Here is a 12297-nt window from a genome sequence, read left to right as displayed (position 1 = left end):
CGCGAACACAGGACTGCGGGACAACCCTGTGTGTGCGGTTTCGATTTTCTTGTTATGGGTTGCGAGGGTTCAGTCGGGCAGCCACTCCTGCAGCGTCAACTCGACCGTGATGAACGTGAGGTTTTTGCCGCGCTCCAAGCGACCGGCGTAGAGCTTGCCGTCCGCATCGGCTAGCACCGCCTGCAGACGACTTTCACCGCTGAGAATTTCGCCGCTGATGCTGAGGATTTCCACCCCCGGACCTTCGACAGGGATCTTCATCATGCCTTCGCGGCCCTGGTAGCTGAGCTGACCATCAATCAGGCTGCCCAGACCGCCGCGCACCACGGCCAGATGGATTCCGTGCTCTCTGCACAGGGCTTCGGCACTGTCGATGATGTCTTCATTGGGCTTGAGGCGTGCGATGACCAGACGGCCCAGTCGGCCGCCCTGAACTTGTGATTCCTGGACTGCAGCGACGTTCATGACACCTCCTGGAGAACGGGGTGAAGCAGGTTGAAGTGGGTTTCAGCGTCAGGCTGCACCTGATAGGCCACCTGATTGAACAGGCAAAGACTGATCGTCATGGGCTCGCTGCCCACGATGAGTTTGTCCAGTACCAGATGCCCGCCGTGCTGCTCGCCATTGCTGTCCAGAAACCCGGCATGGCCGTGCAGCAATGGAGCGCCCCGGACATCGCGCCCGACGGTGATGGCGCCGCTGATAAAGGTGATATGGCCTTCAAGAACCACCGGCTGGCCGTAGTCATAGGGCCGCTCCGGCTTGTCGGTGACGATCATGCGGTGATAGCTCAGGTGCGCGGCGCCGCCACACACAATGCGACCCACGGCACTGGCGAAGCATCGACCTTCAAGCACCTTGAGCAGGCTGGCGCCGACATTACTGCCCAGCGGCAGGACGATGCGTATCTCTTCGCTGCCGGGCACTTCCAGGTCAAGCAGTCGCGGGGCCAGGGACGGGCCTGCGTGGATGAACGTGCGCACGCCGCTGCGCTCGGCAAAATGAGCATTCATCAGGCGACCTCCTGCCGTTCTTCGAGCAGCGCACGGATCTGCTTCTTGACGATTTTGCCGTAGCCGGACTTGGGCATTTCGGCCCAGCGCACAAAGCGCTTGGGCCATTTGTAGCGCGCAATGCGTGGCTCCAGGTAGGCAAGCAGTTGTTCGTCCGTGACCTCGGCAGTGGTGACGATGACGGCGTAACCGGACTCCCCCCACTTGGCGTCGGGCATGCCCAGCACCGCAGCCTCGGTTACCGCTGGATGGCTGAGCAGGGCCTCTTCGATCTCCCGTGGATACACGTTCGACCCACCGGAAATGTACATGTCCGAAGCGCGGCCCGTGATGAACAGGTAGCCCTGTTCATCCAGATGGCCTAGGTCACCCGTGTGGAACCAGCCGAACTTGAAACAGCTTTCGTTGGCCTTCGGGTTGTTGTAGTAACCGCTGAACACTGCGGGCCCGCGCACGCAGATTTCACCGTCTATGCCCGTGTCCAGTTCGTTGCCCGCCTCGTCGAGAATCGCCACTTGCATGCCGGTTCGAGGGTAGCCGCAGCTGCCGACCTTGGCGTCTGGCGAGTCTTCACTTTCATGGCAGTCGGCGGGCAGCACGGTGATGTTGCCGGTCACTTCGCCCAGGCCGTAATACTGCACCAGGACCTTGCCCAGTTTGTTCAGGGCATGGCGTTGATCAGCGCGGTACATCGGCGCGCCCGCGTAGATCAGGTGTTGCAGGCTGCTGTGGTCGTAGCGGTCGACGGCATCGCTTTCGGTGAGCATTTTGACGATGGTCGGCACGGTGAACAGGTTATCCACGCGGTACTCCTGCACCAGGCGCCAGGCCTCATCGCAATCGAGCTTGTCGCTGGCCGGCAGGACGCAGGCAGCCCCTCGGGCGACATTGACCAGCGCATGGATACCGGCGCCGTGGGAGAGCGGAGCGAGCACCAGCGAACGCGAGTGCTGGTTCAGGCCGGGCATCAGGTCGGCGATGTGGTTGGTAATGACAAAAGCCATCTGGCCGTGGGTCAGCACCCCGGCCTTGGGGTGGCCGGTGGTGCCTGAGGTGTAGAAGAACCACAGCGGGTCGTGGTACGTCACTTCGGCCGCACGGAAAGCCGCATACGAAGCGCGGCCCTCATCCAGCAACTGCTCGTAACCCAGCTCACCGCTGCGGGGCTGACCGATGGCGATGACCGTCTGCAGGCTGGGCGACGCTTCGCGCACAGCGTCGACGTAATGTTCGAGACCTTCGTCGTAAAGCATGGCCACCGCGCCGCTGGAGCTGCCCAGGTAAGCCGCCTCCACCGGGGTGATCCGCACATTGGTCGGGACCCACACAGCGCCCAGACGAAACGCGACCCAGGCACTTTCGAACAGCGGCAAGTTATTGCGCGAATGCACCAGCAGTTTGTCGCCCTTACCGATACCGCGGTCGCGCAACGCGGCGGCGACGCTATCGACCCGCATGGAAATTTCTTTCCAGGTGTATTCACGTCCACCCCGGATAAGGCCGGGCGCATCGGGATAGCGACGTGCGATCTGGTTGAGCATTTCGCCCAGGTTCATGACGTTGTCGATACCTTTCATTGCACGGTCTCCAGGATGCTCACGTAGTTGGTCACCGCCGCGCCCCCCATGTTGAACACCCCGGCGTGATCGGCCGTGGGCAGTTGCATGTCCCCCGCCTGGCCCGTGAGCTGCATGGCGGCCATGACGTGCATCGACACCCCGGTGGCGCCGATCGGGTGGCCCTTGGACTTGAGGCCGCCAGACGGGTTGATCGGCAGGCGCCCGTCCTTGCGACTGATGCCTTCGGCGATGACACGCGCACCCTGGCCGCGCTCGGCCAGGCCCATGGCTTCGTATTCCATCAATTCAGCGACCGTGAAGCAGTCGTGGGTCTCGACCAGCGACAGGTCGTCCAGGCTCAGGCCTGCTGTTTGCAGGGCCTGCTGCCAGGCGCGGGCTGCGCCTTCGAAGAACGTCGGGTCTCGCCTGGACAGCGGCATGTAGTCGTTGACTTGCACCGCAGAACGGAAGCGCACGGCTTGACCGCGACCGCCCACCAGATCCTCGCGGCTGATCACCAGGGCGGCCGAACCATCGGTGATCAGAGAGCAGTCGGTACGTTTCAGTGGCCCGACCACAAACGGGTTTTTCTCGGAGGGATGACGGCAGAAGTCATAGCCGAAATCCCGGCGCATGTGAGCGTACGGGTTCAGTACACCGTTGGCATGGTTCTTCGCGGCAATCATCGCCAGCGCATCGGACTGGTCGCCGTAACGGTCGAAGTAACTCTGTGCAATGTTGCCGAACACGCCTGCAAAGCCGCCCTCAATGTTGGCTTCTTCCTTGGCGTAACAGCACTTGAGCAGGATCTTGCCGACCTCGGCGGTGGGCAACGTATTCATCTTTTCGAAGCCCACCACCAGGGCGTGCTTGCTCTGGCCGCTGAGCACGGCCTGCAGCGCCGAGTGGATGGCAGCGGAGCCGGTAGAGCAGGCGTTTTCCACGCGAACTGAAGGCGTGAAGCGCAATTGCGGAATGTGATTGGCCAGCAGCGCAGATGGAAAATCCTGGTAGAGAAAGCCTGCGTTGAAATGGCCGACGTGAACGGAGTCGATCTGCTCCGGCGCGATATCAGCGTGGGCCAGCGCGCCCAACGCGGCCTCGGCCATCATGAGTTCAGGGTCGAGTTGGTCGAACTTGCCGAATGGCGAGTGATACCAGCCAGTAATAACAGGCGATCGCATAAGGTGTTCCTTGCATTAATTGTGTTTGCAAGGTCGATAGCAAGAGCGGTGCCAAAGCCCGGCCAAGTTGGCGCAGGCCTTATGCAGCAAGGGGTGCAGAGGAATTAGCGTTGCCGGGGCAACTGTCGCCTGAGTGCAGGCGGGAGACACTCAGGGAGACAGCTGTCACTTCAGATCCGTGTACGGGCTCAGGGGTTTGCGACCGGTCGAGGCGCGCGCCCGTCAGCAACCACGGCTCAACTCACCACCTCTTCACAAGACACCAGCGCACAGGATTGTCGGGCGCTCTCGATGAAGGTCTCGATGCAGGGGTTGTGATTGTCGGCCTTCCACACCGCCACCACTTCAATCACCGGTGCAGCGCGCAACGGTTTGAAGGTGGTGGTGGTCAGCCGCATGTTGCGCATCGAGCGCGGCACGATCGCAATCCCCAGACCTTCACCCACCAGGTTGACGATGGTTTGCTGCATATTGATTTCCAGTCCGATGTTCGGCGTAACACCGTGCTGCAGGCAGTAGCTGTAGATCATGTCGTGCAGCGCCGGGGCAATCCGCCGAGGCACGATGATGAAGGTCTCCCCGGCAAGCTCGCTCGGGTCGATGATGGCCTGTTCGAGGAGTCGATGACCCGGCGGCAGCACCACGGTCATTTCTTCCCGGTAGAGGGTCACGGATTCGAGCCCGGAGCAGTCCTGGGGGCGGTACATGATGGCAACGTCTTTGTTGCCGCTGCTGATGTCCTCGGCCAGGTCCAGGGGCAAGGTCTCGGTGAGCTTGAGGCTGACCTGGGGAAACTGCGCCGCGTAGCGCCGGGTAATCGCCGGGGTAACGCTGTAGGCCGTTGACATCATGAAGCCCACTGACAGCTCCCCCGCAGCGCCCCGCGCCGCAGCCAGGGCGTTGCGCTTGGCCTGTTCGAACGCAGCCAGCACCGTGGCGGTATCCAGGTAAAAGCGCTGACCAGCCTCCGTCAGCTCTACCCGTCGACTCGATCGATCAAACAGCTTTACCCCGAGTTCCTCCTCCAACATGGCAATTTGCCGCGACAGTGGCGGCTGCGAAATATGCAGGCGTTCTGCGGCGCGACCAAAATGCAGTGTTTCGGCGAGCGTGCGGAAATAGTTCAAGTGACGGAGCTCGATCATGATGCTCTCAAAGGTATCAATGGATGATTTATTATGGATTGGAAAATATCGGTGCGCCTCGTTACTGTCATTTAACGCCATATCGACGGCTGTATCACAAGTGCGGCGAGTCGACATAGTCACAAGCTATACAATAATAAAAGGTGACGCTGATGCCTTCCGTATACGAACAACCTTCGTTTACCCAAGACCGTACAACTGCTGTCCACCCTGAATGCGACATTTCCCACGATACTGATCCGCAAGTGCGTCAGGCTTTTCGCCGCGCATTGCTCCTGATGGAGCGCGGCATTGCCGTGCTCATCCAGGGCGAAACAGGGACGGGTAAAGAAGTGCTGGCCCGTGCGCTGCACGAACACAGCCGGCGCCATGCCGCGCCGATGGTTGCCCTCAATTGCGCGTCCATCCCCGAAACCCTGATCGAAAGCGAGCTGTTCGGTTATTCCCGTGGCGCGTTTTCCGGCGCCCTGCCGGGGGGCAAAAAAGGCAAGGTCGCGCAGGCAGACGGCGGCACCTTGTTCCTCGATGAAATCGGGGACATGCCATTCGAGCAGCAGACCCGCCTTTTACGGGTGATCGCCGAACGCGAGATCACCCCCTTGGGTGCCGAGCGCAGTGTGCCGGTGAATTTCGCGCTGATCTGTGCGACCCACCAGTCCCTTACGCAACTGGTGGAGAACGGCAGCTTTCGCGAAGACCTGTTCTATCGCATTGCCACGGGCGTGGTGCAATTGCCGCCGCTGCGCGATCGCACTGACCGTGCTGAGTTGGTGTGCCGAATGGTCGCCACCGAGATCCCCGGCTGCGATCCGCGCCAGATGATAGCCAACGATGTCTGGACCTTGCTCCTCGGGCATGCCTGGCCTGGCAACCTGCGCCAGATGCGGGCCGTCATTCGCTATGCCTGTGCCGTCATGGAAGGCGCGCGCATCCAGCGCTGTGATCTGCCTGCGGATTTTCTGGCACAAACGGGAGAGCAGCCTGCGCAACCGTCCCGTGCACACCCGCACAACGTCACACCGATTCGTCTGGGCAGAATCCCCGCGCCCCCACTGGGTGAGCGCGAAGATGTACTGGGCGTACTCGTCGACTGCCGCTGGAACATGACGGCTGCGGCGCGGGCGCTGGGCATCTGCCGACCTTCGCTGTATCGCGTGCTTCGGCGGCTGAACATTGCCCCGCTCAAAGACCAGTTGGCACTGGGCCGCTACGCCCCTTCCTGACTGCTTTCACCGACTGACTTAACCGACTGACATAACCGGAGCCGGCCATTCTCCATTAAGGGGAAGGCCGACATGCGCCCAGACCAAAGGATAATAATAATGAATGCTCCCGCCAATTTTGCGCCGATCAGCCTTTCGCTGGAGGGCCGTAACGCACTGGTCACCGGGTCTGCCCGCGGGATCGGGTATGCCATCGCCGTCGCCCTTGGCCAATGCGGAGCAAGGGTCGCGATCTGCGACCTCGACCACAGCGCCGCCGAGCGTGCCGTTGCCCAACTGGGCGAACTGGGCATCCATGCCATCGGGCTGGGGGTCGACGTGGCCGACGAACAGCAGGTGGAGGCAATGGTCAGCCAGGTTGAACGGGTCTTGGGCAGCGTCGATATCCTGGTCAACAATGCCGGGATCGTCTCGACCTTGCCCCTGCTGCAGGTGAGTGCAGCCGAGTGGAAACGGGTCATGGCTATCGACCTGAACAGTGTTTTCTACTGCGCCAAGGCGGTATTGCCAGGCATGATGGCCCGGCGGTCGGGACGAATCATCAACATAGCCTCTGTCGCCGGAAAACGTGGTGGCGGGCTGCTGGGCAACAGCTGCTACGCCGCCGCCAAAGGAGGCGTGATTGCACTGACCAAAGGCCTGGCACGTGAAGCCGGGCCGTTCAATATCACCGCCAATGCCGTTTCCCCGGCCTTGACCGATACCGACATGACCAGTGCACTGAGCCCTGAAGCACGGGCCAGGGTGCTGGCAGACATGCCCCTGGGGCGTGCCGGAACACCGCGGGACATTGCCGCAGCAGTGTGTTTCCTGGCGTCGGATGCGGCCAGTTTTGTGAGCGGCGAAATCATGGACGTGGACGGTGGGTACATGCGCGACTAATGGGTCGCCATGCCGGTTTTCCGGGTTTTATCGGTCAAATTGAACCGGGGGCAAGCCGCCCCCGATTTGCCCCAAAACCCGCTGTCTGCTAGTGTCGGCCGGTTTTAACGCCTACCGAGAATGCCGCCATGGCCCGCAAAAAAGCTTCACCGGATTTCGAACAGTCGCTCTCTGACCTGCAAACACTGGTCGAGCGTCTGGAAAATGGCGAGCTGTCGCTGGAAGATTCTCTGACTGCCTTCGAACAAGGCATCCGCCTGACCCGTGACTGCCAGGGCGCATTGGCCCAGGCCGAGCAGAAAGTCCAGATCCTGCTTGAGCGTGATGGTGAGTTGGCACAAGAGCCTTTTGATGCGGAACAGTCCGAATGATTGATGCTTACCAGATCAGCAGCCAGGCCCGCGTCAATGCGGCGCTTGAATGTTTGCTTGTTGCTCCGGCTCCTGAGCTGGCCCGTCTTTACGAGGCCATGCGCTACAGCGTCATGAATGGCGGCAAGCGCGTTCGCCCGCTACTGGCCTATGCCGCTTGCCAGGCCCTGGGCAGCGCCCCCGAGCAAGCCAATGGCGCGGCGTGTGCCGTCGAACTGATCCACGCCTATTCGCTGGTGCATGATGATTTGCCCGCAATGGATGATGACGATCTGCGACGCGGCCAGCCCACCACCCACAAGGCCTTCGATGAAGCCTGCGCCATTCTGGCCGGCGACGGTTTGCAAAGCCTTGCGTTCAGCGCCCTGCTCGACCCCCGACTCAACACCCTGGATGCTGAAACGCGCTTGCGCATGGTGACTGCCCTCGCACAGGCTGCAGGCCCGGCAGGCATGGTCGGCGGCCAAGCCATTGACCTCGGTTCTGTAGGCATGAAGCTCGATCAGGCGGCGCTGGAAAACATGCATCGGCACAAGACCGGGGCCCTGATCGAAGCCAGTGTGCAACTGGGCGCCCTGGCCAGCAGCAACGCGACTGCCGAAAATCTTCAGGCACTGAACATTTACTCGCGAGCCATTGGTCTGGCGTTTCAGGTTCAGGACGACATTCTGGATGTTGAAAGCGATACCGCGACGTTGGGCAAACGCCAGGGCGCCGATATTGCACGCGACAAACCGACCTACCCGGCGCTGATGGGTCTGGAGCAGGCCAAAGGCTATGCACTGGATCTGCGCGACCAGGCACTCAACGCCCTGCGGCATTTTGATGCAGGCGCCGAACCGCTGCGTGAACTGGCGCGATATATCGTTGAGCGCCGCCATTAATCGTCACACTCGGTAATTATTTCTGACAGCTCTAATGCCAAGGTCTTACTAACGAGTGCCAGACTGCGTGGGCAGCTTACGTTCCTTAAGGTAAACTGCCGCCTCTTCTTATACCTATAACGATTCGCCTGATGCCAACGACGTTTCAAGAGATTCCCCGCAACCGTCCGACTACGCCCCTGCTCGACCGGGCAGGCACGCCTGCGGGCCTGCGCCGCCTGGCCGAAGCCGAGCTGGAAACCCTGGCCGATGAGTTGCGCCTGGAATTGCTCTATACCGTCGGCCAGACGGGCGGGCATTTCGGTGCCGGCCTGGGTGTCATTGAGCTGACCATTGCGTTGCACTACGTGTTCGACACCCCGGACGACCGACTGGTGTGGGATGTGGGTCATCAGGCGTATCCGCACAAAATCCTCACGGGCCGTCGCGAGCAAATGGCGTCCTTGCGCCAGAAAGACGGCGTAGCCGCTTTCCCGCGTCGCTCCGAGAGCGAGTACGACACTTTTGGCGTTGGCCACTCCAGCACCTCGATCAGCGCAGCGCTGGGCATGGCCATTGCCGCCCGCCTGCAGAACAGCGACCGCAAGGCGATCGCCGTGATCGGTGACGGAGCGCTGACCGCCGGCATGGCCTTTGAAGCCCTGAACCACGCGCCGGAAGTGGATGCCAACATGTTGGTGATCCTCAACGACAACGACATGTCGATTTCGCGCAATGTGGGGGGGTTGTCCAACTACCTGGCCAAGATCCTGTCGAGCCGCACTTACGCCAGCATGCGCGAAGGCAGCAAAAAGGTGCTCTCGCGTCTGCCTGGCGCGTGGGAAATCGCTCGCCGTACCGAAGAATATGCCAAGGGCATGTTGGTACCCGGCACGCTGTTTGAAGAGCTGGGCTGGAACTACATCGGCCCTATCGATGGCCACGACCTGCCGACCCTGATCGCGACGCTGCGCAATATGCGCGACCTCAAAGGTCCGCAGTTCCTGCATATCGTCACCAAGAAAGGCAAAGGTTTTGCTCCCGCCGAAGCTGACCCGATCGGCTATCACGCCATCACCAAGCTTGAACCGCTGAACGCCCCGAAAGCGGCGCCAAAAGTGGCGAGCGGGCCGAAGTACTCGGCCGTCTTTGGCGAGTGGCTGTGCGACATGGCCGCCGCCGATGAACGCTTGATGGGCATCACTCCGGCCATGAAAGAAGGCTCGGACCTGATCGCTTTCAGCGAACGTTTCCCCAAGCGTTATTTCGACGTGGCGATTGCCGAACAGCACGCCGTGACGTTCGCTGCCGGCATGGCCTGCGAAGGCGCCAAGCCTGTCGTGGCTATTTATTCGACATTCCTGCAGCGCGGTTACGACCAGTTGGTGCATGACGTCGCCGTACAGAATCTGGACGTACTGTTCGCCATCGACCGTGCAGGTCTGGTGGGCGAAGACGGCCCGACCCACGCAGGCAGCTTCGACCTGTCGTTCCTGCGTTGTATCCCGGGCATGGTCATCATGACCCCGAGCGACGAGAACGAACTGCGCAAAATGCTCACCACCGGCCATCTGTACAACGGCCCGGCGGCCGTGCGCTACCCGCGCGGGACCGGCCCGAACGCACCCATCGAAAAAAACCTTGAGCCGCTGGAAATCGGCAAAGGCGTGATTCGTCGCCAGGGCTCCAAGGTCGCCATGCTGGTTTTTGGCGTGCAACTGGCCGAAGCCTTGCTCGTGGCAGAAAAAATCGACGCCACCGTGGTCGATATGCGCTTCGTCAAACCGATGGATGAAGCACTGGTACGCGAAATGGCTGCTAGCCATGAGCTGCTGGTGACCATCGAAGAAAACGCCATCATGGGTGGCGCCGGTGCGGGTGTCAGCGAGTTCCTGGCCCGTGAAAACGTGCTCAAGTCAGTCCTGCACCTGGGCCTGCCGGACATCTATGTTGAGCACGCCAAACCGAGCCAGATGCTGGCCGAGTGCGGCCTGGATGCGCCAGGCATTGAAGCCTCGGTGCGCCAGCGCATGGCATTGCTGGGTCTCTGACCAACCTGTACCTGTAGCAGCTGCCTTCGGGCTGCGATCGAGCCCGAAGGGATCGCGCTTTACATAGCGAAGGTCCTGCGGACCTTATCGCAGCCTGCGGCAGCGGCTACAGGTTTGATACCGAGAGCCCATGAAACACCTTCGTCTGGTTTTAATCCTCAGCAGCCCGTTGCTGGCCAACGCCGCCGAGCGCGAAGACGCGCTCAAACTCCCGCAAACACTGATCACCGGCAATCGTCAGGTTGAAGCGCGCTCCGACAGCAGCAGCGCCAACAGCGTGTTCACCCGTGAAGATATCGACCGCCTGCAACCCACCAGCCTGACCGACCTGCTGGGCCGGGTACCGGGTGTTCAAGTGGCGCGCAGCGGCGGGCGCGGCGGTTTGCCGGGGATTTATATTCGCGGCACCAAGTCGGCACAAAGCCTGGTGCTGGTGGACGGCCAACGCATGGCCAATGCCACTTCGGCCGACAGCAACTTGCAGTACCTGAATATCGATCAGATCGAACGCGTGGAAGTGCTGCGCGGATCGCGATCAGTGATCTACGGCAGTGATGCGATCGGCGGGGTGATTCAGATTTTCACTCGCCGTGGCGCCAATCAGGCCCCGCAGCTTCGAGTCCGCAGCGCGATGGGCAGCTATGGCAGCTCAGACAACAGCGTCGGGATATCCGGTGGTGATGCGCAAACACGCTACAACTTGAGCGCCAGTCTCGAACAGACCGCGGGGATCAACCGTACTCACGAGTCCTTCCCCAGCGACAACGACCATGATGCTTATCGCAACAAGTCACTCAGCCTGAATCTGAGCCACTACCTGAGCGAAGACCTTGAGGTCGGATTGACGGCGATGAAGAACATCGGCAAGACCGAACTCGACAACTCGTTCGGGCGCTGGGACCCGAGCACCATGACAGTCAGCGGCCAGCAACTTTACAGCGACTTCGATATCAGCAGCGTCGCCAGTTTTATCGACGCCCAACTCGCCGAGCGCTGGAATTCACGCCTGGAGCTGGGCCACAGCGAGAACCGTGAAAAAACCCGGGACAAGCTCAGCCCGGACCTCTACAGCTTCAATACCTATCGCGACTCGCTGAACTGGCAAAACAACCTGACGCTGGACGATCAAAACACCCTGATCCTGGGCGCAGACACCTATGAAGACCGCGTGCGCAGCAGTACTGTTTTCGACGAGGACAGTCGCTGGAACCGCGCCGCCTTTATCCAGCACCGCTTCCACGGTGATTACTTTTCGACCGAGCTGGGCCTGCGTCACGACCAGAACCAGCAATTCGGCAGCCACAACACCTGGAGCGCCAGCCTGACTGTACCGCTCAACGCCGACAATGATGTGCTGCTGTCTTACAGCGAAGGGTTTCGCGCACCTACGTTCAATGATTTGTACTACCCACAATTCGGCAACCCGAATCTCAAACCGGAACATTCCAAGAGCTACGAACTGCAGTGGCGCAGCCAACTGAGTGAAACCAGCCGCCTGGAAACCTCGCTGTACCGTACCGAGATTCGTGACGCGATTGTGGCCGATGCCGACTTCATCCAGCAGAACATCGGCGCAGCACACATCACCGGTTTCGAAAGTGCCTTGCAGCAGGAGTGGTTCGGCTGGCAGAGCAGTCTGGGCATCGCGATCATCGACCCTCGCGATAAAGGCACCGGCCACACGTTGGGCCGTCGCGCACGCCGGACGTTAAGCCTGGATCTGGATCGGCAATTCGACAAGATGGGTGTCGGCGCCAGTTGGCAAGCGGTGAGTAGCAGCTTCAACGATGAAGACAACAAGCAACCCATTGGCGGGTATGGCGTGCTGGGACTGCGCGGCAACTGGCAGGCCAGTTCAGAAGTGCGGTTCGATGTGAAGGTCGACAACCTGCTGGACAAGCGCTTCACCCGCGCGCTCTACAGCTATGACGGCAACTACTACGGCTATCGGGAAGAACGGCGCAGCTTGCAGTTGGCCATCACCTGGACCCCCGAGTTATGACACC

The 12297-nt window shown here is 60.9% G+C and carries 11 protein-coding genes; 6 read left to right on the top strand and 5 right to left on the bottom strand.

Translation table 11 applies throughout. The features are described from left to right. Window positions 1-69: 69 nt before the first annotated feature. The 5 genes from KO536_RS18685 to KO536_RS18665 all read right to left on the bottom strand — a co-directional run bounded on the left by KO536_RS18685 (window position 70) and on the right by KO536_RS18665 (window position 4901). On the bottom strand, window positions 70-465 hold the full coding sequence (locus KO536_RS18685; protein WP_133077048.1) for a PPC domain-containing DNA-binding protein: 396 nt from the start codon (window positions 463-465) through the stop codon (window positions 70-72). Continuing rightward, on the bottom strand, window positions 462-1013 hold the full coding sequence (locus KO536_RS18680; protein WP_133077049.1) for a hypothetical protein: 552 nt from the start codon (window positions 1011-1013) through the stop codon (window positions 462-464). Before KO536_RS18680 ends, KO536_RS18685 begins: the two co-directional genes overlap by 4 nt. Then, window positions 1013-2590, bottom strand: coding sequence for an acyl-CoA synthetase (locus KO536_RS18675; RefSeq protein WP_133077050.1), 1578 nt, complete (start codon window positions 2588-2590; stop codon window positions 1013-1015). The genes KO536_RS18680 and KO536_RS18675 overlap by 1 nt, the downstream gene beginning before the upstream one ends. After that, entirely contained in the window at window positions 2587-3756 is a 1170-nt protein-coding gene (locus KO536_RS18670) for an acetyl-CoA acetyltransferase (RefSeq protein ID WP_219262625.1), read from the bottom strand. Before KO536_RS18670 ends, KO536_RS18675 begins: the two co-directional genes overlap by 4 nt. A gap of 236 nt (window positions 3757-3992) precedes the next feature. Then, a complete protein-coding gene (locus tag KO536_RS18665) occupies window positions 3993-4901 on the bottom strand; it encodes a LysR family transcriptional regulator (RefSeq protein WP_133077052.1) in 909 nt (302 codons plus the stop codon). 152 nt (window positions 4902-5053) lie between these two features. Here KO536_RS18665 and KO536_RS18660 point away from each other — a divergent pair, with 152 nt between their 5' ends. From KO536_RS18660 to KO536_RS18635, 6 genes are all read left to right on the top strand, one after another. After that, complete coding sequence (locus KO536_RS18660; RefSeq protein WP_133077053.1) at window positions 5054-6124, top strand: sigma-54-dependent Fis family transcriptional regulator; 1071 nt, start codon at window positions 5054-5056, stop codon at window positions 6122-6124. A 99-nt stretch (window positions 6125-6223) separates the two neighbouring features. Further along, entirely contained in the window at window positions 6224-7006 is a 783-nt protein-coding gene (locus KO536_RS18655; RefSeq protein WP_219262624.1) for an SDR family NAD(P)-dependent oxidoreductase, read from the top strand. A 128-nt stretch (window positions 7007-7134) separates the two neighbouring features. Then, window positions 7135-7377, top strand: a complete 243-nt coding sequence (locus KO536_RS18650) for an exodeoxyribonuclease VII small subunit (protein ID WP_133077055.1) — start codon at window positions 7135-7137, stop codon at window positions 7375-7377. Then, complete coding sequence (gene ispA / locus KO536_RS18645; protein ID WP_133077056.1) at window positions 7374-8261, top strand: (2E,6E)-farnesyl diphosphate synthase; 888 nt, start codon at window positions 7374-7376, stop codon at window positions 8259-8261. Before KO536_RS18650 ends, ispA begins: the two co-directional genes overlap by 4 nt. A 131-nt stretch (window positions 8262-8392) precedes the next feature. Further along, the gene (gene dxs / locus KO536_RS18640) at window positions 8393-10291 is read left to right on the top strand and encodes a 1-deoxy-D-xylulose-5-phosphate synthase (RefSeq protein WP_219262623.1); all 1899 of its coding nucleotides are present in this window, start codon (window positions 8393-8395) and stop codon (window positions 10289-10291) included. 130 nt (window positions 10292-10421) lie between these two features. Continuing rightward, window positions 10422-12293: a TonB-dependent receptor domain-containing protein gene (locus KO536_RS18635; protein WP_219262622.1), complete on the top strand. Its 1872-nt coding sequence runs from the start codon at window positions 10422-10424 to the stop codon at window positions 12291-12293. The last annotated feature ends 4 nt before the right edge of the window (window positions 12294-12297 follow it).

Source organism: Pseudomonas sp. NKUCC02_KPG (genome assembly GCF_019345465.1).
Taxonomy (GTDB): domain Bacteria; phylum Pseudomonadota; class Gammaproteobacteria; order Pseudomonadales; family Pseudomonadaceae; genus Aquipseudomonas.
This window is presented reverse-complemented; position numbering and strand designations above follow the sequence as displayed.